Consider the following 20521-nt stretch of genomic DNA (forward strand, 5'->3'; position numbering starts at 1 on the left):
ATCATCGATAGTTTACTCAAACCAATGATATGCTAGATTTATTCATTTTTTAGTATCAAACATCATATCGCAAATTGCATAATGATCGACTTTTATTCTCAGAACGCCTACTATTCCCGCGTTTAAACCATTTCCTATCAATAAGATTTCTATGATTACGTTTTCAGATATTCAACTGCTGCGAGGCGGTAAAGCTCTCCTAGAACAAGCCACTGCGACCATTCATCCCGGAGATAAGGTCGGGTTAGTGGGTAAAAATGGTTGTGGTAAATCCACACTATTTGCGCTACTAAAAGGCGAACTTTCCATTGACGCCGGATCCTTTGCTCAACCCGCACACTGGGAACTCGCTTGGGTCGCGCAAGAAACCCCAGCATTAGAACGTCCTGCTCTGGAATATGTTATTGATGGTGACAGAGAATATCGAAATCTAGAAGCCCAATTAGCCAGAGCGGAAGAGGTCGATAACGGCACGTTGGTTGCCGAACTACATGGAAAAATAGAGACCATAGGTGGTTACACTATTCGAGCCAGATCGGCCGAGCTACTCAATGGTTTAGGCTTTAGTCAAGAGCAGATGAACTGGAATTTGACCCAGTTCTCTGGAGGTTGGCGTATGCGATTAAACTTGGCACAAGCCTTGTTATGCCGTTCAGATCTGCTACTGCTCGATGAGCCAACCAACCACTTAGATCTCGATGCAGTTATGTGGCTAGAAAAATGGCTGCAAAACTATCCAGGAACGCTTATTTTGATCTCTCACGATCGGGATTTCCTAGATCCAATCATAAATAGAATTATCCACGTAGAAAATCAGCTTCTTAATCAATACACAGGTAACTATTCATCGTTTGAAAATCAGCGTGCTGAAAAACTGGTCCTGCAACAAGCCATGTTCCAAAAGCAGCAGAAGCAAGTTAACCATATGCAGAGCTATATCGATCGTTTTCGCTATAAAGCCTCTAAAGCAAAACAAGCTCAAAGCAGAATCAAAGCGCTAGAAAAGATGGAAAAGGTTCTTCCTGCTCAACTGGACAACCCATTCAACTTTGAGTTTCGTATTCCTTCTGCTCTACCAAACCCAATATTAATGATGGATGAGGTCTCGGCAGGGTATGACGACAACCTTATCTTAGAAAAAATTCGGCTGAACTTAGTTCCCGGCAGCCGAATCGGCCTATTAGGACGAAATGGGGCGGGTAAATCCACTCTAATTAAATTGCTTTCCGGCGAACTTGCACCACAAGGTGGCGATCTCACTTATTCACAGGGAGTCAACATCGGCTACTTCGCCCAGCACCAGCTAGAGACCCTTCATCCTGAAGAAACGGCATTGCAACATATGATGCAAATAGCCCCGAAACAGACAGAACAAGAACTCAGAAACTATTTAGGTAGTTTTGGATTCCATGGTGACAAAGCATTAGATAAAGTCGCTCCTTTTTCGGGAGGAGAAAAAGCCCGCCTGGTTCTAGCGTTAGTGGTTTGGCAAAAGCCAAACCTATTACTACTCGATGAACCAACCAACCACCTTGACTTAGATATGCGTCAAGCATTGACGTTTGCGTTGCAAACTTTTGAAGGCGCGATGGTTATCGTTAGTCACGATAGATATTTGCTGCGCGCGACAACGGACGATCTTTATCTTGTGCACGACCGCCAAGTTTCCCCCTTTGATGGCGACCTAAATGATTACTACAAATGGTTGACGGAGCAAAATAAAGCCGATAAAAAAGAGGCCGCACAAGATCTTCCCGCTAAAAGTGGTTCTAATAATGCGACATCGAAAAAAGAGCAAAAGCGCAAAGAAGCCGAATTTCGCAAACAAACCGCACCGCTCAGAAAAGAGCTGGAAAAACTTGAAAAGAAAATGGATAAGCTTAGTGTAACGCTCACGGAAACCGAACAAGAGTTATTAGACACATCGCTGTACCAGGCTGAAAATAAAGCTAAACTTAATCAAGTATTAGCACTTCAAGCAACATCTAAATCTTCTCTAGAAGATATCGAACTAGAGTGGATGACTATTCAGGAATCGCTAGAAGAGATGGAACAAGAATTTAAATGACAAAACTCGCTTCTTTTTCACTCACCTTAGAACGTTTATGGCAATTCAGTTTGCAGTATTACAACGTGCGAGGTGTTAAAGAAGCGTGTCTTTCTCTACAAAATAATTACCACGGAAATGTCAATTTGTTGCTTTTATTGAAGTGGTTAGATGAACAAGAGCTTATTTTTGATGAACACGATTGGACGAAAATCCAACACTGCCTTCATCGCACTGAAGAACTACTTTTACACTTTCGAACTTTACGAAAAAAAGCAAAATCGCATCTACCAGCCACGCTATACAGAGAGTCTTTAGAGTTTGAGCTATTACTAGAGAAGCAACAACAGTCCGATTTAGTCGACTGTATAAACTCCATTGAGTTCTCTACAAATAAAACCGAACCGCTGACATTACGCTACTGCCGCTCACTCAATGCAGAACACCTCTTTAATAATTTCCCCAAGCCCTCTAGCTAAGAGGTTGTCAAAAAATCATTGAACCGTTTCATTGATTTATCTACATTAAAAAGAGATGGATAAATCATTAAACACCAAAATTCCGTATAAATTAATCCATTACTTATGGAAAAAAACTCGTTATGAGGCCAATATAAACCGCCACTTACTGTATAAGTATTGGCCTGATTATAGGTTAAATAGTTTTTAGATCATGGATGGTCAAAAGGGTAAAAATGAAAAAAATAATCATCGTAAATGTGGGTTCAGCACCCGAAGTACAATTTAAAAAATTTGGCGATTTTGAAGTTTGGGCAAAAAATGCCATTACAGAAAAAAAACTTACTTCAGATAAACAGACCCTCGACATCATTTTTCACGACGGTATATTGAACCCACTCCCCAGTTTAGACACGATTGCTGGTGTGATTATTATGGGCTCTTTGTCCATGGCGACAGAAAAAACAGACTGGATGCTTCGCCTCTCAACAGAAATTTCTCAACTTGTTCACAACCAGATTCCCTTGCTAGGCATCTGCTTCGGTCATCAACTTATCGCACAAGCGATGGGTGGAGAGGTCGGTTACCATCCTAAAGGTCTTGAGATAGGCACTGTCGATATACATACACTAAGTGCCGCAGAAAACGATCCTATTTTTGCTCATTTACCAGCACACTTTTCCGCTCATGCCGTTCATTTCCAATCAGTAATAACGCTTCCAAAAACAGCGACACTGTTGGCTAGTAATGATTTTGAGCCTCACCATGCCTTTAGAATCGGAAAATGTACTTGGGGTGTTCAGTTTCATCCAGAATTTACAGCGGACATTATGCGGCTTTCACTTGCCGGTTTGAAAGAACAGGTAACTAGAGGGTTTGAGCAAAAGCACACCGCCATTTCTGATACCAAATATGCTAGTGAAGTTTTAGTTCGATTCTATGAATACTGCTCATGAAGAAAATGGGGAGTGATTATTAAAAGTAAAAACATTTCTTTATTGTCCGTTCTTCATCCTCATAAGGATGAAGAACGTCGAGAACCTAAACCACATACAATCACGTAACAAAAGGTTATTTTCGGACCAACTTTTACCAAATAAACACAACACAAATCGCAGTCAACGATCCCATACAAAGGTTAAATCGTCTCCAAGCAAGTGTGCTTGATAACCAGCGACCAATTAATGTTCCAAAACCAACCCAAATAGATGATGTTTGTATCTGAGTAATCCAAAAAATCACCGCAATAACCAATATTGACCACCAATACTCATTACCCTGCAAAGAAAACGACCCTATTGCCGTGACCATCATCATCCATGCTTTCGGGTTAAGGTATTGAAATAACGCAGCCTCTACAAATGTCATAGGCTTACTGCTTTCGTCTCCGTGTTCGGAAACGGGTTTTGCATTGGCTATTTTCCAAGCTAAGTAAAACAAATAACTGCTACCTACCCATTTCATCGCATCTTGTATAACCGGATATTGCTGGAAAATGAGACCAAGGCCTGAAGCCAACAAAAGAATCATGCTCATTAAACCGACACCAATACCAAAGGCATGTGGCAAAGATCGTCGATATCCAAAGTTGGCACCTGAAGCCGTTAACATAACGTTATTTGGTCCCGGAGTTCCTGTCATTACAATCGCGAACATCGCTATTGATATAAAAAATTGCCATTCCATTTAGTGTTCCTCATCCCTTGCAAATTGTATCGGTACAATTTGCAAATATTGGTTGATTTTCTCGTTTTTTGCGTACAAAATGACCATAACAATGCATCAACTAAAGATCAAAGGATTTATTGTCACCATGACAATCATAGATTTTCAATTATCCGATACAAACAGAATGCCTAAATACAAACAAATCGCAGAGCGATTGGCTGAGCAGATTGAATCCGGTCATTTAATGGCGAACGATAAACTACCCACCCATCGTCTATTGGCCGACAAATTAGGCGTCACCGTTGGTACAGTGACACGAGCTTACTCCGAAGCTGAACGAAAAGGCTTAGTGGAAGCGCGAGTCGGTGCTGGGACCTATGTAGTAGATAAAAAAAAGGCATACTGGGCATTTGATCAAGGGGATAACTATGACTCAAACGAATGCAATTTCGGCTTCAATATCCCCCCTATGTTTGACCGCAGCGATATGCTGAAAGATGCAATGGAGAAGGTTGCTCAATCACCCCAAGCACTCAATCAGTTTATGATCTATCAAAAACCAACGGGCATTGACTCCCATAGAGAGATTGTGGCTGATTGGTTAAATGAACATGGCGTTAAACTTGACGCAGACAGATTGTTGTTTTGTTCTGGTGCACAGCATGGGATGCAGATGGTATTTGAGGCATTCACTCGTGCGGGAGATACTATTTTATCGGAAAAACTTACCTATCCAGGGTTGATTAGTTTAGCCAAACAAAAGCAGCTAACCGTTAAAGGTATTGAAATGGATGAAGAGGGAATTATTCCTCATGCGCTTGAGGCGGCTTGCCGGCAATTCCAAGCTCGATTTATCTATCTGACCCCGACATTACAAAATCCTACAACAGCAACCATGTCCTTGGAGCGACGTATCGCTATACTAGACATCTGTAAACAACATGACCTATATGTCATAGAAGACGATGTGAATGGTCTTCTTCCCGCAGATGCCCCACCACCAATGGTTAACTTAGCACCTGAGCAGGTTATTCATATTGGTGCTTTCTCCAAATGTCTCGCCCCGGGGTTACGCGTGGGTTACATTCAACCCCCCACTAAACTGCACCCACACCTTAGTATTACGTTGCAAAACCATAGCTGGATGATTAGCCCATTACTTACCGCATTAGCGTGTGAGCTGCTTCGTTCCAACAAGCTAGAACATACCTTAGATTATATCCGGACTGAAATGAGAGGAAGGCTAACACTCGCGCTGATCTATTTATCTGATTTTCAACTCCAATACACACACGACTGCTTCCACATTTGGTTAACATTGCCAGACCATTGGCGCTTAAGCGACTTTGTCCAAGAAGCCGCATGTAATGGTGTAATTGTAAAGTCAGCGGAACTATTTACGCCTCCAGCCGCCAACGTGCCTCCTGCCGTACGACTTGCATTAAGTTCACCAATCGATCAAGCTCAGGTAGAAGTCGGGCTAATTAAATTGAAGGCCTTATTAGAGAGCACCCCAATCAGTGATTTTACTTTATGACCGAGTTTAACGCAGCAAGAGGGTTAACCAATCCTCACCTACAGACTGTTATTCCTAGAATGATTCGGAAACAACCGCTTTTTTCTGCTAAATGGCAGACATTAGAAACACCAGACGGTGACTTCCTTGATCTTGCTTGGAGTGAAGATTGGACCAGTCCAACGGCAAAAGAGAAGCCTATTTTTGTCCTTTTCCATGGCTTAGAAGGCAGCTTCGAGAGTCCATACGCCAATGGCTTGATGCATGCTTTTTCTCAGCAGGGTTGGCTATCTGTCATGATGCATTTTCGAGGCTGTAGCGGCAGACCCAATCGGCTAGCGAGAGCCTATCACTCAGGTGAAATCGAGGACCCTCGTTTCTTTTTAGAGCATATACAAAACAGGTTTCCAGATCAGCCGAAGGTCGCCATTGGTATATCGCTTGGCGGAAACATGCTGGTTAATTATTTGGCTAAATACAATGACGATCCTATAGTAGAAGCGGCCACCGTCGTCTCTGCACCTCTTGACTTAGCAGCATGTTCATCAAGAATTGAACAAGGGTTTTCCAAGATTTATCGGAACTATCTTTTAACCTCTCTAAAGAAAAATGCGCTACAGAAACAGAATCAACTAGTGTCGGAACTTGGCGTTTCAACGCAGGATCTAAAGGCCTTAAAAACGCTTTATGGCTTCGATGATATGATCACGGCACCGTTACATGGGTTTAAAAATGCTAACGATTATTATCAACAATGTTCTGGCATCCATGTTATTAATAAGGTCAACATCCCTTTGCAGGTCATTCATGCCGAAGACGACCCATTTATGACTCAAGCGGTAATACCAAACTTTCCATTAAACAAAAATATACACTATCGCCTTTTTAAACAAGGTGGTCATGTGGGCTTTTTATCCGGAACCTTGACTAAACCCGTTTTTTGGTTGGAACAAGCAATACCCAAATATTACCAACACATCGCATCATGAATAAAAGTAGGCTTTATGATCATTCCATGGCAAGAAATAGATAGCGAGACGCTTGAAAATCTAATCAAAGAGTTTGTATTAAGAGAAGGGACAGATTACGGCCAAAGCGAAACGACCTTAGACGATAAAGTCAGTCAGGTACGAACCCAGCTTAAGACAGGAGAAGCGGTGATTGTTTTTTCTGAGCTTCACGAAACCGTCGATATAAAACTCAAGCGCGAGTTCTGATAACAAAAAGTAAAGCGTTTATTCTTTTTATAGAATCTCATACACTAATTTCATATCTTCATTATCATCATTATCATCAATGTAGCGACAAGGAATCTCATGTCAGCAAAACATCCGATTATCGCAGTTACAGGTTCATCTGGCGCAGGAACAACGACGACATCTGAAGCATTCAGAAAAATGTTTAGTATGATGGACGTGAAAGCCGCGTGGGTGGAAGGTGACAGTTTTCACCGATTTACTCGCCCGGAAATGGACATTGAAATTCGAAAAGCAAAAGAACAAGGCAAACACATTAGTTACTTTGGTGCAGAGGCCAATAACTTCCCTGCCCTTGAACAGTTTTTTAGAAAGTATGGCGATGAAGGTCAAGGTCAGGTAAGACGATACTTACATTCCTTTGATGAGGCCGTGCCTTATAATCAGATGCCCGGCACATTCACTCCCTGGCAAGACCTAGCAGAAGATAGCGATGTTCTTTTTTATGAAGGCTTGCATGGTGCTGTTGTCGATGGTGATATAAATGTTTCACAACATGTTGACTTGCTAATCGGCATGGTCCCCATTGTGAACCTTGAGTGGATCCAAAAATTTGTACGAGATACGCGAGATAGAGGCCATTCACGAGAAGCCGTGACCGACTCCATCGTTCGTTCTATGGATGATTATCTTAACTACATTACCCCTCAGTTTTCTCGAACGCACATAAACTTCCAACGGGTTCCGACTGTTGATACTTCAAACCCACTGAATGCGAAAGCGATACCCAGTTTGGACGAGAGCTTCGTCGTGATTCGATTACGTGGAATGAAGAATGTAGACTTTCCTTATCTTTTAGCCATGATTGATGGCTCTTTTGTTTCTCGCCATAACACTCTGGTGGTTCCAGGAGGAAAAATGAGTTTTGCTATGGAATTAATAATCAGACCGGTTCTACAACAATTAATAGAAACTGGGAAAATCGGCTAAAAATTAAGCCTGAATGCAGTTTAGTTCTGATACCGTGATGATGTGCACAGTTTTGCTTAGAGAAACGGGAAATCAGGGCGATCAAAATCAAGAAATTGACTGCAAAAAAGGATACTATTCTTAACCTATATACATGTGTAGCTTGCAGCTATGAATTTAAAATCTTATGCTAACGTCACCAATAATACGGGGACACAGCAAAGGAAAGCTGCTGGCACAGGCCCTACAGATAATAGTGAGATAATTATGGTTCTTGGTAAACCTCAAACCGATCCAACGTTAGAGTGGTTTCTTTCGCATTGTCATATTCATAAATATCCTTCCAAAAGTACGCTTATCCACGCTGGAGAAAAAGCGGAAACTCTGTATTACATTGTGAAAGGCTCTGTAGCTGTGCTTATCAAGGATGAAGAAGGTAAAGAGATGATTCTTTCTTACCTTAACCAAGGAGACTTCATCGGTGAGCTAGGTCTATTCGAAGAAGATCAAGAGCGTACTGCATGGGTTCGTGCTAAATCACCATGTGAAGTAGCTGAAATTTCGTTTAAGAAATTCCGCCAGCTTATTCAAGTTAATCCTGACATTTTAATGCGTCTTTCAGCTCAAATGGCAAGCCGTCTACAAACGACTAGTCAAAAAGTTGGTGACTTAGCATTCTTAGATGTGACGGGACGTATTGCTCAAACACTTCTGAACTTAGCAAAACAACCAGATGCGATGACTCATCCAGACGGCATGCAAATTAAGATCACTCGTCAAGAGATTGGTCAGATTGTAGGTTGTTCACGTGAAACTGTTGGTCGTATTCTTAAGATGCTTGAAGAACAGAATTTAATTTCTGCTCACGGTAAAACTATCGTCGTTTACGGTACACGTTAATACCGTCACAAACAGCATTGATTAAAAAGCAGCGTTTACGCTGCTTTTTTTATGCCATAAGAAAAGATACGCATTGGTTTATAGTTGCAGTTCCATTCTATAATTAATGAGTGTTTGCCCTCTGAGATCCACTTGTCGCTCTTCTGCTACCTTAAAACCATAGTGTTCAAAAAAAGGTTTCGCAGTAATACTGACATGCGAATAAAGTCGACGAATTTTGCTTTTATTACCTTGCTGGAAAATTTGTTGCATTAAAGCACCCGCAATCCCCATACTTTGATGATTGTGATCGACATAAAAATGGCCAATCAATCCATCAGATTGGAGATCGGCATAACCCACTATCCTGTTATCAATTTCGGCGACAAAAGGCACAAGTTTATCCAGAAGTGCCTGCCAACTATCAAGCGTAATTTCATCTGATGCCCAAGCTTCTATTTGCCTTTCAGAGTAGTCCTTTCTATTTACACTACGCACAGTATCAAAAAACAACGTTCTCAACGTACAGGCGTCCTCTGGGGTATATGGTCGTATTCGGATAATACTTTGCACTTCGTCACTTCTCTTCTAATTTATAATTAATATTAAGCCTAACCAGTAATTAAACCATTTTCTACACGCACAAAAAAACCGAAGCGATAAAACTTCGGTTTTTACTATAACAAGGTTTAGGGTTCTCTAAACTGTGTGACTTGAGAGCAAGACATTCAGTGACGAGAAGCCAAATCCTTCTTACATCATGCCTGGCATGCCACCCATACCACCCATGCCGCCCATATCAGGCATTCCACCTGAATCTTTAGCTGGCATATCGGTAATCATCGCTTCTGTTGTGATCATAAGACCAGCAACCGATGCGGCAAACTGTAGCGCGCTACGAGTTACTTTAGTTGGGTCTAGGATACCCATTGCAATCATATCACCGTATTCGCCTGTCGCCGCGTTGTAGCCGTAGCTACCTTCACCAGCTTTAACGTTGTTAGCAACAACAGAATCTTCGTCGCCCGCATTTTCAACGATTTGACGCAACGGCGCTTCCATAGCACGAAGTGCAACGCGAATACCTACGTTTTGCTCTTCGTTAGCACCTTCAAGGCCAACGACTTTCGATGCTGCACGAATAAGTGCAACACCACCACCAGCAACAACGCCTTCTTCAACGGCTGCGCGAGTAGCGTGAAGTGCATCTTCTACGCGATCTTTTTTCTCTTTCATTTCAACTTCAGTTGCTGCACCGACTTTGATTACTGCAACACCGCCCGCGAGTTTCGCGACACGTTCTTGTAGCTTCTCTTTGTCGTAGTCTGACGTTGCTTCTTCGATTTGTTGACGAATTTGAGATACACGCCCTTGAATCATTGCTTCTTGACCAAGGCCGTCAATGATCGTTGTGTTCTCTTTAGTGATAATAACGCGCTTAGCTTGACCAAGGTCTTCTAGCGTTGCTTTCTCAAGTTCTAAACCAATTTCTTCAGAGATAACCGTACCAGAAGTAAGTACTGCGATATCTTGAAGCATTGATTTACGGCGATCACCAAAACCAGGTGCTTTAACGGCCGCTGCTTTCACGATACCACGCATGTTGTTTACAACGAGTGTTGCTAATGCTTCACCCTCTACATCTTCTGCAATGATAAGCAGTGGACGAGATGCTTTTGCAACGGCTTCTAATATTGTAAGTAGTTCACGAATATTAGACACTTTCTTGTCGATAAGAAGAATGAATGGGTTTTCTAGTTCAACCGAACCCGCTTCTTGGTTTGTGATGAAATATGGCGATAGATAACCGCGATCAAATTGCATGCCTTCTACAACATCTAGCTCATCTTGAAGCGCTTGACCTTCTTCAACGGTAATAACACCGTCACGGCCAACTTTTTCCATTGCTTCTGCAATGATGTTACCAACAGTATCATCTGCGTTTGCAGAGATAGTAGCAACCTGTGCGATAGCCTTAGAGTCCGCACAAGGAACAGATAGCCCTTTCAACTCTTCTACCGCTGCGATAACCGCTTTGTCGATACCGCGCTTAAGGTCCATTGGGTTCATACCCGCAGCAACGGCCTTAAGACCTTCAGTAATGATAGATTGTGCAAGTACTGTCGCCGTTGTTGTACCGTCACCAGCAGCATCATTTGCTTGAGATGCTACTTCTTTAACCATTTGTGCGCCCATGTTTTGGAACTTGTCTTCAAGTTCAATCTCACGCGCTACAGATACACCATCTTTAGTAATCGTTGGTGCACCAAAAGATTTGTCGAGTACCACGTTACGACCTTTTGGTCCTAGTGTTACTTTTACCGCATCAGCCAGAACGTTAACACCTTCTAGCATCTTGATTCGTGCTTCGTTACCAAATTTTACGTCTTTAGCAGCCATCTTTAATATCCTTTCCTAAATTCTATTTCTAATTGCTTGTCGTTTAAGAGTGAATTACTCAACGCTTGCTTATTCAACAATAGCCATGATGTCATTTTCAGACATGATCAACACTTCTTTACCGTCAATTTTCTCAGTTTTAGTGCCGTAGCCTTCTGCGAAAATGATAGTATCACCAACTTTAACGTCCAAAGGCTGAACAGTACCGTTTTCTAAAATACGGCCATTGCCTACCGCTAGAACTGTGCCGCGAGTAGATTTCTCCGCAGCAGAACCTGTTAGAACAATGCCACCTGCAGATTTTGATTCAACTTCTTTGCGTTCAACGATAACACGGTCGTGTAAAGGACGAATATTCATTGGGTCGTCTCTCCTGATTGTTGTTTCCATTAATGTAATTTAGTACTGAATTATCAGCGCGTGAAAGTTAAGTGGGGGACAAGAGGCAAAATCCCAAGGGGAAAACCAATTTTTTTACGATAGAAGTCATTTTTTTTTAGCCTAAACCGAGTTTTTTAGACAAAAGTCCGTTTTTATATGACTCGACGTACTAATTGCACTGCACCTCAGACTAGGTCAGAATCGAACTAAGTGTCTAACTGGTACAAAAATCATGGCTTGTAAAGATTGTGACGATAATTGGTTTTGGAAAAAAATAGGTCGTTGCAAACGATGTATGGACCAACTAACCGTGCTTTCTGTTCTTTGTTGGGTCGTTTGGTGGTTTGGTTACAAAGATGACTTTAAAAGTGTCGAATCCATTGCATTAATATTTTCTGGTTTTGCCTTTAATATTCTTCTTTTTTTGCACCTCTGGTTTAAATTTGTGATATTCCCAATGCAAAAAAGAAATCATCGCGAAGGTAAAAAAAACCGCCCGTAGGCGGCTTAAAATCGGCTGATACTCTTTCTATTTAGAAAGAGTTAATGCTTCATTCATAACATGATAAAGATAGTTCTGCTCAACCACTCCTTGGAACAAGTAAGCCTGAGGACCTCGAGCAAATACAGCTACATCTTCCCCTGAGTGTGTTTCTGAACTTAAACGAACGAGTGACTGTTGTTTATAATCTAACGCCATTACTTGCGACTCTGTTAAGTCAGAACGCTCTCCTTTAACGGCTCCGGGACCATTTCCATAGGTGAGTGTGGTGTACTTTTTACCAAACTCATCTTGGCTAAACTTGCCCTTTGATTTAGATAGACCCAAAATATTGTTACCCCGAGCAGAGTATCCATTCATGACAAGTGTATGCGCGTGGTCCGCAGTAACAATGACTAAGGTGTCGTCTAAGTTCGTTTTTTCCAACGCGGCTTTGATTGCCTCATCATAAGCAATCGTATCTTCTAGCGCACGTTTTGCATTACCATCATGGTGAGCATGATCTATACGTCCAGCTTCAACCATCAATACATAACCTTCTTTGTTCTTAGACAGTATATCAATCGCTTTAGAGGTCATTTCTGCAAGAGAAGGTTCATCATGACGGCGATCCGCTTCATATTTCATGTGACTGCTTTCAAACAAACCAAATGCGCGAGTTGTATTTGCATCAAGCTTGTCGAAACCCGTTTGATCATAGACATATTGACCTTCAGGATGTTTGGCCTGCCATTCTTCTACAAGGTTGCGACCATCTTTGCGCTTTCCGTTCTTACCTTCTGAATCCGTCACGCCCACTGGTAAAAACTCACGACGACCGCCACCAAAAGCGACCTGAATACCATCACCTTTATCAAAGTTCACAAACTGAGTGGCAATATCGACACAACCTTGGTTTTTAGCAATATTAGGGACATCATGCTCCCAATTACGATCGGCGCTATGCGCATACGTTACCGCTGGTGTCGCGTGAGTAAGCCGTGCTGTACTTACAACACCAACCGACATACCTCGTTCAGCTGCCAGTTCCCAAGCGGTTGTCGTCTCATTACCTAACGCCGTGCTACAAAAGCCTCGCTGTACACTGTCATTGACCGAAATGGTACCCGCTTTGGTCTTAACACCTGCGACCATCGCGGACGCTGTACCTGCCGAATCAGGAACCTGCATATCTGTATTGTATGTTTTAACCAACGCCGCATGAGGTAAACTTTCCATCGCCAAGCTATATTCTTCCCCTAAAAAACCGCGACGTTGACCTTCAAAGATACGGGCTGCCGTAATAGTACCAACGCTCATGCCATCACCAATGAATAAGATGACATTTTTTGCTGGCTTGTCGATTGGCATCGTAGTTTTCGCTTTGGCGATAGCGGCTTGTGCGTCGGTGTACCACACATCGTTTTGTTGTGGAACTTCAACCGCTGTTGAGATGCTTGAAGCATTGCTGCTACAACCCATTAGACCTACTAGTAAACCGCTGATAGTGAGTGTTAATTGACGTCCTTTCACAAGGTTTCTCCGATTTAGAATTAAATGATTTATTGCATACATGAATAACAGCTAAATAGGCTAACGAACGATATGTGACAGGAGATAACACTCAAGTGAAGGTTTTTTGAAGGTTTTGTTAAATTAGAATGATATAACATAACAAAAACAATACGTTATATTATGCCAACCTAAGTAATTTAGTGCATAGTTTTACCAATTTTACTCACTAGTTGCCCATAAAAAGAAAAAGCCCCTAATCCAAACCGGATAGGGGCTTTCTTAGATTCTTCTAAGAAAAAGCAGTGGTACTTAATAAGACCGGGCTTTTCCTAAAATGTTCCCAAAAAAGATCATTTATTTATTAAATATGCTAATGCCTGTCTCTTTTACACTTTATTTCAATAGATTAGGCAACGCTAACACGAATAATTGTCTGCTCACAAAGATCAATCTCTAACGCAACTTCATCACAAGCATGGATTCTCGGACACTGTTCACAATCTTTCAGTACTTTTTCAGGAAGCAAGCTTTTCGACGTCGGTAAGAAATTCTGTTTCATAAAGAACTCAGGAGTACGAGTTAGTACAAAGACTTTCTGTATCGCCATCTGCTTAGCTTTCGTCACTAAATGTTGCACAATTGCCGTGCCTTGGCCTTGTCTGTGCCACCCAGCTTCAATCCCTAACGATCGTATTTCAGCTAGACCGGAATCATATACATAAAGCGAAGCACAACCGGTAACCTCACCTTGATGCTCTACCACGGCAAAGGAACCAATATCTCGAATAAGCTCACTGCGATTACGAGGTAAGTTTTCGCCCATATTAGACCAATAAGCGACCATCCCCTCTAGTGCATCGATATCGGTGAGTCTTGCAACCCGTACCTTAATTGCAGAGACATTTCTTTTTTCTAAACGTTGCTGTGCATGATCGACGGCATAAGCGACCTGCTGAGGAGAAACCCCGCCAAGTGCAGAACGTTTCTCTAGGCATGATTCTATCGTCAGTATCTCGTATACGTCATCTTCAATAACGTCAGAGAACACCTTCAATTCCTCAATCGAAAGCTCTTCTAAAGCACACCCTTTTTCTATCGCTCCCACTACCGCAACACCGACGATATGATGCGCTTCACGGAATGGAATATCTTTCGCAACTAAATAATCAGCTAACTCTGTCGCATTCGCATAGCCTTGCTTGGCCGCTTCTAATGTACGTTCACTGTTCACTTTCAGACCATCGAAGCAAAGCGCCGCCATTTCCATGCAATCGTTCCACGTATCTAACGCATCAAATAGCCCTTCTTTGTCTTCTTGCATGTCTTTATTATAAGCAAGAGGAAGTGCTTTAACCGTCATCATCATGGCCGCTAATGAACCATATACACGACCACATTTACCACGGATAAGTTCTAGTGCATCCGGGTTTTTCTTTTGCGGCATCAAAGATGAACCAGATGTAACGGTATCGGCTAACTCTATGAAGTTGGACTCACCTGAATTGTAGAAGATCATATCTTCAGCAAGACGAGAAAGGTGCAGCATTGAAATAGAAGCAATAGACATCAGCTCCATCACATGATCACGGTCAGATACTGAATCTAAACTATTGCGAGTGGCTCGACGAAAACCCAAATTATGAGCAAGATCTTGACGATCCATTGGATAAGCCGTTCCCGCAAGGGCACCAGAACCCAATGGGCATGTATCAAGACGGTTTATAGCATCTCCCAACCGGGAATAGTCACGCTCAAACATCTCTACGTAAGCGAGGCACCAATGGGCAAATGTTACTGGTTGTGCTCTTTGTAGGTGTGTATAACCGGGTAAAACGGTACCTTGATGTTGCGATGCGACATCAACGAGTTGGTTTTGCAGACGGTCTAGAACAATAAGAAGATGTTGACCTTGTTGGCGACACCATAGTTTTAGATCGGTTGCTACTTGGTCATTACGAGAACGACCTGTGTGAAGCTTCTTGCCAAGATCACCGACTTTACTAATGAGCTGTTGCTCTACCCAGCTATGGATATCTTCTGAATCAGATTTAAGAATCTGCTCAGGGTCTTCCATTACTTCTAACTTCAATTCATTTAAAGCTAGCTCTAATTTTTGCTGTTCTATCTCGTTTATCACGCCCACAGAACGTAATGCTTTTGACCAGGCTATTGAACCGACAATGTCTTGCTCAGCTAATCGGTAATCAAAGCGAAGTGAATCGTTGAACTCTTTGAACCGAGTATCTGCTGCTTGGGTAAATCTGCCACCCCATAATGCCATTGTGTATCTCCTGATCTAAACGGAAGCTAATTATTATAGTTAGTTAGTGTGCTAATGGGTGCTAAACACCCGGCTGTAGATACTAGCGATATACAACCGAGAATCAAGCTTCTGTTATATTACTTTTGCGAATTACCTTTACTTCTGCATATTCATAGTACGAATACGGCTTGCTAGTGAATATAAACGGATGAATCCTTCAGCATGGCTTTGGTCATAGACTTCATCTTCACCAAATGTCGCAAATTTTTCACAATATAGACTGTTTTCAGAACGTTTCTGAGTCGCCGTAGCTTGACCCTTATAAAGTTTAATCACCACCTCACCGTTTACGTCTTGAGCAAGGCTCTCTGTTGCAGCAAGGATAGACTCGCATAACGGAGTGAACCAACGGCCATCATAGATTAGGTGGGCAGCTTTTACGCCTAATTCTTCACGGAACTCAAATGAGCTTTTATCCAGTACAAGTTGTTCAACTGAACGCAGTGCTTCCATCATAATAGTGCCACCCGGCGTTTCATAACAACCACGTGACTTCATTCCTACTAAACGGTTTTCAACGATATCAATACGACCAATACCGTGCTCAACACCTTTCTCATTCAGGTACATTAGCGCGTCGTATGGCTTCATATCTACACCATCAACAGCTACAACTTCGCATTTTTCCACTTTAATTGTTACATATTCGGCTTCGTTAGGTGCCTCTTCAGGGCTTTTTGTCCATGCCCAACAGTCATCATTTGGTGCATTCCACGTTTTTTCAAGAACACCACCTTCTGTTGAAATATGCCATGCGTTTGCATCACGAGAGTAAATCTTTGTTAAAGACGCAGAGCATGGGATATTGCGCACCTCTAGGTAATCTAAACACTCTTCACGACTCACTAAATCCCATTCACGCCAAGGGGCGATAACGTGTAGATCCGGAGCCAACGCAGCGAATGCACCTTCAAAACGAACTTGATCATTCCCTTTACCAGTACAACCGTGAGCAAGTGCATCCGCACCCACCTTCCGAGCGCACTCAACCTGCGCCTTAGCGATTATCGGGCGAGCCATTGAAGTACCTAAAAGATATTTACCCTCGTACAATGCACCCGTTTTTAAAGAAGGATAGATATAATCTTTAACCATCTCTTCTTTAAGGTCTCCTATATAAACTTCAGACGCACCAGAAGCGAGCGCTTTTTCTTCAACGCCTTCTAACTCTTCAGCACCCTGTCCAACATCTGCCACAAAAGCGACCACTTCACAGTTATAATTCTCTTTCAACCATGGAATGATCACTGATGTGTCTAGACCGCCGGAATAGGCTACGACTACTTTCTTTACTTCAATCTTGCTCATTGTATTTCTCCTGATCTCCCGGACTGCTCTGGCGGTCAGTACATCGGGTATAAAATCTGTTGTGTTTGAAAATTATGTTTATCTAAATTTTACTGCGGCAAGAACTGCGTACCTATGCTCTTACCTGCGAATAATTCGCTTAATTTGTCTGGATAACGCCACGTTGCGACTTCAATTGGTCTGCCAAGCTCGTTAGCAGCATCAAGTGCCGCTTCTACTTTGACAATCATACCGTCTGTAATAACCTTGCTTTGAATCAGGGCTTGAGCTTGTTTTTTGTCTAGATTAGGCAGCAAATGCCCCTTTCCATCCAATACACCACTGACATCAGAAAGCAGCACTAACTCTGCGTCTAAAGCGCTTGCCACCGCCACTGCAGCTTGATCAGCATTCACGTTCATCATCTGGCCTTTATCCGTTAGGCCAATAGAGCTAATAATAGGTAATGCACCTGTGGCTAATATCGCTTTTACCACCGCAGGGTCACCTGCGCTCGCTTTGCCTACTGCGCCGAGTTCAGGATCCAGCTCTTCCACCTTGCAAAGACCACCGTCTGCCAAGCAAAGACCGACAGCGTTGAGTCCGTTTTTAACGGCTTCACCTTGAAGTGATTTGTTTGCTGTCCCAGCCAACGCACCCGCAATAACCGGTATTTGATCATAAGGTGTAATCCGTAGCCCATTTTTCTTTACTGTTTTAAGTTGAAGCTTATCCATCAGTTCGTCAACGAGGTAACCTCCACCATGAACGATAACGAGTTCCCTGTTTGCCTGATGTTTATAGTTATCAATAGCGTTAAAAAGCTTGCCTAGAGTGTCGGTACTTGAAAGTGCTGCGCCGCCTAGCTTAATCACTAATGGTTTTAGATTTTGATTCATATTTATTCTCACAGAAGCGAAGTAAGCGGCTCAAAGCCGTTACGAATATTTAAGCACTGCATCGCGTGGCTAGATGCCCCCTTCAAAAGATTATCTATTGCCGAGACAACGATGACGTGTTCACCTTCCACCTTCCAACCGATATCGCAAAAAGGGGTAAACTCTACATCTTGTATCTTTGGAATGCCTTGCTGCTTTAAACGAACTGCAGGTTTATTTTGATAAGCTTTCTCGAAAGCGTTACTCACATCTTCAGCCGTTACACCAACAGCAAGTTTCATTGTAATCGTGGCCAATATGCCTCTTTTAAAATTACCTAAATGCGGAATAAAAATCACATCGCAGCCGAGATGAGACGCAATTTCAGGTTTGTGTCGATGACTGAACAACCCGTAAGGCTGTAGGCTCACTTCACAAAAGCTATTGGTCATGCTCGCTTTGCGACCAGCCCCCGTTACGCCACTTGTCGCGTTAATAACTGGCCATTGATTGAGGTCTAACATGTTCATTTCAACCAGTGGTTTTATCGCGAGTTGTGAAGCGGTGGGGTAACAACCCGCAACAGCAATAAGGTTTGTATTTTTGATCTCTTTCTCATTCCACTCAGCAAGGCCATATACCGCGCCTTTAAGTAGATCAGAATGCTGATGGTCAAAACCATAATATTGGGAATAAAAGCCATCGGCTTGAACGCGATACGCCCCAGACAAATCAAAAACCTGACAACCCTGAGCCAAAAACTCTGGAGCCAAGTCATGACTAACTTCGTGAGCCGTCGCGAGAAAAACAACATCGCAAGCCTCGGCGACAGCTTGAACGTCGGTCAGAGGTTGAACGAGCATTTCAACAACACCAGAAAGTTTACCGTGTATTGCGCTAATCTTTTTATTCGCGTCTAGACTATTGGCGGAAACATACAATCCTGTTAGCGTTAGCTCTGGATGTTTTGTGACCATGAGAGCGAGTTCCGCTCCGGTATAACCGCTTGCACCAATAATTGTGGTTTTTAACATCTTAACTTATCCAAATATTTGGGTAACTGACGACAGTCAAACTTGACTATTCATACTCAAAAAACGTCATTATTCGGTTTTTTATTCATAAATAATGATTTAATATGCTTTTTAACGTCTTAATGGTTATCTGTCAATAGGAGAAGCGAAGATAATATGCAATTACCTAAATTTATCGATGTATACAAGGGACTCATTTCGACCTCTTCTATCAGTTCAACAGACCCAAGTTGGGATGAAGGGAATAGCCAAGTCATCGAATTATTGGCTGATTGGTTAAAACAGATGCACTTTGAAGTGGATGTGGTTGAGGTTGAAAAAGGCAAATGCAACTTAATTGCTAAACGAGGTCAAGGCGAAGGCGGACTGTTATTAGCAGGACATACTGATACGGTCCCTTTTGATCAAGGACAGTGGAGTTTTGATCCACATACGCTGACCGAAGCAAACAACCGTTTTTATGGGCTGGGTACTGCAGACATGAAAGGGTTCTTCGCTTTCATTATTGAAGCGGTAAAAAAAGTAGATTGGAAAACGCAAACAAAGCCTCTGTATATACTCGCGACATGTGATGAAGAAACGACCATGCTCGGCGCGCGTCACTTTACCGATGATGCACCGATAAAACCGGATTATTGTATTATCGGTGAGCCAACCAGCTTGGTACCCATTCGCGGCCACAAAGGACACGTAGCCAATGCGATTAGAGTCACCGGCAAATCTGGCCATTCATCAGACCCTGCATTGGGCGTTAACGCCATTGAAATAATGCATGAGGTTATGTACGCCCTAATGCAGCTAAAAAACCAACTGGTGAAAGAATACCACCATCCGGGATTTGCCATTCCTTCGCCAACGTTAAATTTAGGGCATATCCATGGCGGAGATAGTGCAAACCGAATTTGTGGCTGTTGCGAACTCCATTACGATGTGCGACCTCTACCTGGAATAAGCCTTGATGGCCTAGACAACATGTTGCGCGGCGCGTTAAAAGAAGTGGAAGCTAAATGGCCAAACCGCATTGAGATCCGCCCTTTACACGAACCTATACCAGGGTATGAATGCTCCAACGAGCACTCTTCTCACCAACATTCATCACATGAACACGCGTCACAAGTACTCGCTCCTCAAAAAAATAGTTTCATTGCAGGGATGGAAGCCATATGTGGGATGGAATCAGAGACCGTAAACTATTGCACTGAAGCGCCATTTTTACAGCAGTTGTGCCCAACATTGGTTTTAGGTCCTGGTTCGATAGATCAAGCCCATCAGCCCGATGAATTCTTAGCGTTCGAATTTATCGACCCAACTATTAATATTCTTTCTAAGGCAATTCGTCAGTATTGCTTCTAATCTTTAATCATAAGATCTCATTGTTGAACTTATGTTTTCGATGTCATGTATAGGGTTGTGGAATTTTATTTCACAACCCTATAACGCCATCTGTTTCAGACGTGATCCCGGTCAAATTAACATCATTAAAATCATT

The 20521-nt window shown here is 42.5% G+C and carries 19 protein-coding genes; 10 read left to right on the forward strand and 9 right to left on the reverse strand.

What is annotated here, in order from left to right:
- Positions 1-151: 151 nt before the first annotated feature.
- From IUZ65_RS15300 to IUZ65_RS15310, 3 genes are all read left to right on the forward strand, one after another.
- The gene (locus IUZ65_RS15300; RefSeq protein ID WP_195704526.1) at positions 152-2068 is read left to right on the forward strand and encodes an ABC transporter ATP-binding protein; all 1917 of its coding nucleotides are present in this window, start codon (positions 152-154) and stop codon (positions 2066-2068) included.
- Positions 2065-2526, forward strand: coding sequence for a TIGR02444 family protein (locus tag IUZ65_RS15305; RefSeq protein WP_195704527.1), 462 nt, complete (start codon positions 2065-2067; stop codon positions 2524-2526). The genes IUZ65_RS15300 and IUZ65_RS15305 overlap by 4 nt, the downstream gene beginning before the upstream one ends.
- A 215-nt stretch (positions 2527-2741) precedes the next feature.
- A complete protein-coding gene (locus IUZ65_RS15310; protein ID WP_195704528.1) occupies positions 2742-3461 on the forward strand; it encodes a glutamine amidotransferase in 720 nt (239 codons plus the stop codon).
- A 133-nt stretch (positions 3462-3594) separates the two neighbouring features.
- On the opposite strand, the gene IUZ65_RS15315 is transcribed toward IUZ65_RS15310, so the two are convergent.
- The gene (locus IUZ65_RS15315) at positions 3595-4191 is read right to left on the reverse strand and encodes a LysE family translocator (protein ID WP_195704529.1); all 597 of its coding nucleotides are present in this window, start codon (positions 4189-4191) and stop codon (positions 3595-3597) included.
- A 127-nt stretch (positions 4192-4318) separates the two neighbouring features.
- Between IUZ65_RS15315 and IUZ65_RS15320 the strand changes: the two genes are divergently transcribed.
- From IUZ65_RS15320 to crp, 5 genes are all read left to right on the forward strand, one after another.
- Positions 4319-5710 (forward strand): aminotransferase-like domain-containing protein, encoded by a 1392-nt coding sequence (locus IUZ65_RS15320; RefSeq protein ID WP_195704530.1) that lies wholly within the window; start codon positions 4319-4321, stop codon positions 5708-5710.
- Positions 5707-6678, forward strand: coding sequence for a hydrolase (locus IUZ65_RS15325; protein ID WP_195704531.1), 972 nt, complete (start codon positions 5707-5709; stop codon positions 6676-6678). Before IUZ65_RS15320 ends, IUZ65_RS15325 begins: the two co-directional genes overlap by 4 nt.
- A 15-nt stretch (positions 6679-6693) precedes the next feature.
- Positions 6694-6906, forward strand: coding sequence for a YheU family protein (locus IUZ65_RS15330; RefSeq protein ID WP_195704532.1), 213 nt, complete (start codon positions 6694-6696; stop codon positions 6904-6906).
- A 99-nt stretch (positions 6907-7005) separates the two neighbouring features.
- Positions 7006-7875 (forward strand): phosphoribulokinase, encoded by an 870-nt coding sequence (locus IUZ65_RS15335; RefSeq protein ID WP_195704533.1) that lies wholly within the window; start codon positions 7006-7008, stop codon positions 7873-7875.
- A gap of 246 nt (positions 7876-8121) precedes the next feature.
- On the forward strand, positions 8122-8754 hold the full coding sequence (gene crp, locus IUZ65_RS15340) for a cAMP-activated global transcriptional regulator CRP (protein WP_102523323.1): 633 nt from the start codon (positions 8122-8124) through the stop codon (positions 8752-8754).
- A 78-nt stretch (positions 8755-8832) separates the two neighbouring features.
- Here crp and IUZ65_RS15345 read toward each other — a convergent pair whose 3' ends face one another.
- The 3 genes from IUZ65_RS15345 to IUZ65_RS15355 form a co-directional block, all read right to left on the reverse strand.
- Positions 8833-9297: a GNAT family N-acetyltransferase gene (locus tag IUZ65_RS15345; protein WP_195705138.1), complete on the reverse strand. Its 465-nt coding sequence runs from the start codon at positions 9295-9297 to the stop codon at positions 8833-8835.
- Positions 9298-9486: 189 nt separating this feature from the next.
- A complete protein-coding gene (gene groL, locus IUZ65_RS15350) occupies positions 9487-11133 on the reverse strand; it encodes a chaperonin GroEL (RefSeq protein WP_195704534.1) in 1647 nt (548 codons plus the stop codon).
- Positions 11134-11202: 69 nt separating this feature from the next.
- Positions 11203-11493 (reverse strand): co-chaperone GroES, encoded by a 291-nt coding sequence (locus tag IUZ65_RS15355; protein ID WP_195704535.1) that lies wholly within the window; start codon positions 11491-11493, stop codon positions 11203-11205.
- A gap of 253 nt (positions 11494-11746) precedes the next feature.
- Here IUZ65_RS15355 and IUZ65_RS15360 point away from each other — a divergent pair, with 253 nt between their 5' ends.
- A complete protein-coding gene (locus IUZ65_RS15360; protein WP_195704536.1) occupies positions 11747-12016 on the forward strand; it encodes a DUF3624 domain-containing protein in 270 nt (89 codons plus the stop codon).
- Positions 12017-12043: 27 nt separating this feature from the next.
- Here IUZ65_RS15360 and IUZ65_RS15365 read toward each other — a convergent pair whose 3' ends face one another.
- The 5 genes from IUZ65_RS15365 to argC form a co-directional block, all read right to left on the reverse strand.
- A complete protein-coding gene (locus IUZ65_RS15365; RefSeq protein WP_231363593.1) occupies positions 12044-13528 on the reverse strand; it encodes an alkaline phosphatase in 1485 nt (494 codons plus the stop codon).
- 388 nt (positions 13529-13916) lie between these two features.
- Complete coding sequence (argH, locus tag IUZ65_RS15370; RefSeq protein ID WP_195704537.1) at positions 13917-15791, reverse strand: argininosuccinate lyase; 1875 nt, start codon at positions 15789-15791, stop codon at positions 13917-13919.
- 138 nt (positions 15792-15929) lie between these two features.
- Positions 15930-17141 carry an argininosuccinate synthase gene (locus IUZ65_RS15375; RefSeq protein WP_195704538.1) on the reverse strand — a complete coding sequence of 404 codons (1212 nt, stop codon included), beginning with the start codon at positions 17139-17141 and terminating at the stop codon, positions 15930-15932.
- An 89-nt stretch (positions 17142-17230) separates the two neighbouring features.
- Positions 17231-18019, reverse strand: coding sequence for an acetylglutamate kinase (argB, locus tag IUZ65_RS15380; RefSeq protein WP_195704539.1), 789 nt, complete (start codon positions 18017-18019; stop codon positions 17231-17233).
- Positions 18020-18027: 8 nt separating this feature from the next.
- Entirely contained in the window at positions 18028-19032 is a 1005-nt protein-coding gene (gene argC / locus IUZ65_RS15385; RefSeq protein WP_195704540.1) for an N-acetyl-gamma-glutamyl-phosphate reductase, read from the reverse strand.
- A 156-nt stretch (positions 19033-19188) separates the two neighbouring features.
- On the opposite strand from argC, the gene argE reads away from it, so the two are divergent.
- Complete coding sequence (argE, locus tag IUZ65_RS15390) at positions 19189-20385, forward strand: acetylornithine deacetylase (protein ID WP_195704541.1); 1197 nt, start codon at positions 19189-19191, stop codon at positions 20383-20385.
- Positions 20386-20521: the final 136 nt, after the last annotated feature.

The organism is Vibrio sp. VB16 (assembly GCF_015594925.2).
Taxonomy (GTDB): domain Bacteria; phylum Pseudomonadota; class Gammaproteobacteria; order Enterobacterales; family Vibrionaceae; genus Vibrio.

What these genes read in the sequence shown, in the direction of transcription:
- groL (WP_195704534.1), bottom strand. Translation starts at nt 11,133, where the DNA reads ATGGCTGCTAAAGACGTAAAATTTGGTAACGAAGCACGAATCAAGATG.
- argC (WP_195704540.1), bottom strand. Translation starts at nt 19,032, where the DNA reads ATGTTAAAAACCACAATTATTGGTGCAAGCGGTTATACCGGAGCGGAA.
- IUZ65_RS15315 (WP_195704529.1), bottom strand. Translation starts at nt 4,191, where the DNA reads ATGGAATGGCAATTTTTTATATCAATAGCGATGTTCGCGATTGTAATG.
- crp (WP_102523323.1), top strand. Translation starts at nt 8,122, where the DNA reads ATGGTTCTTGGTAAACCTCAAACCGATCCAACGTTAGAGTGGTTTCTT.
- argE (WP_195704541.1), top strand. Translation starts at nt 19,189, where the DNA reads ATGCAATTACCTAAATTTATCGATGTATACAAGGGACTCATTTCGACC.
- IUZ65_RS15305 (WP_195704527.1), top strand. Translation starts at nt 2,065, where the DNA reads ATGACAAAACTCGCTTCTTTTTCACTCACCTTAGAACGTTTATGGCAA.
- IUZ65_RS15330 (WP_195704532.1), top strand. Translation starts at nt 6,694, where the DNA reads ATGATCATTCCATGGCAAGAAATAGATAGCGAGACGCTTGAAAATCTA.
- argB (WP_195704539.1), bottom strand. Translation starts at nt 18,019, where the DNA reads ATGAATCAAAATCTAAAACCATTAGTGATTAAGCTAGGCGGCGCAGCA.
- IUZ65_RS15375 (WP_195704538.1), bottom strand. Translation starts at nt 17,141, where the DNA reads ATGAGCAAGATTGAAGTAAAGAAAGTAGTCGTAGCCTATTCCGGCGGT.
- IUZ65_RS15310 (WP_195704528.1), top strand. Translation starts at nt 2,742, where the DNA reads ATGAAAAAAATAATCATCGTAAATGTGGGTTCAGCACCCGAAGTACAA.
- IUZ65_RS15360 (WP_195704536.1), top strand. Translation starts at nt 11,747, where the DNA reads ATGGCTTGTAAAGATTGTGACGATAATTGGTTTTGGAAAAAAATAGGT.
- IUZ65_RS15335 (WP_195704533.1), top strand. Translation starts at nt 7,006, where the DNA reads ATGTCAGCAAAACATCCGATTATCGCAGTTACAGGTTCATCTGGCGCA.
- IUZ65_RS15355 (WP_195704535.1), bottom strand. Translation starts at nt 11,493, where the DNA reads ATGAATATTCGTCCTTTACACGACCGTGTTATCGTTGAACGCAAAGAA.
- IUZ65_RS15325 (WP_195704531.1), top strand. Translation starts at nt 5,707, where the DNA reads ATGACCGAGTTTAACGCAGCAAGAGGGTTAACCAATCCTCACCTACAG.
- argH (WP_195704537.1), bottom strand. Translation starts at nt 15,791, where the DNA reads ATGGCATTATGGGGTGGCAGATTTACCCAAGCAGCAGATACTCGGTTC.
- IUZ65_RS15320 (WP_195704530.1), top strand. Translation starts at nt 4,319, where the DNA reads ATGACAATCATAGATTTTCAATTATCCGATACAAACAGAATGCCTAAA.
- IUZ65_RS15300 (WP_195704526.1), top strand. Translation starts at nt 152, where the DNA reads ATGATTACGTTTTCAGATATTCAACTGCTGCGAGGCGGTAAAGCTCTC.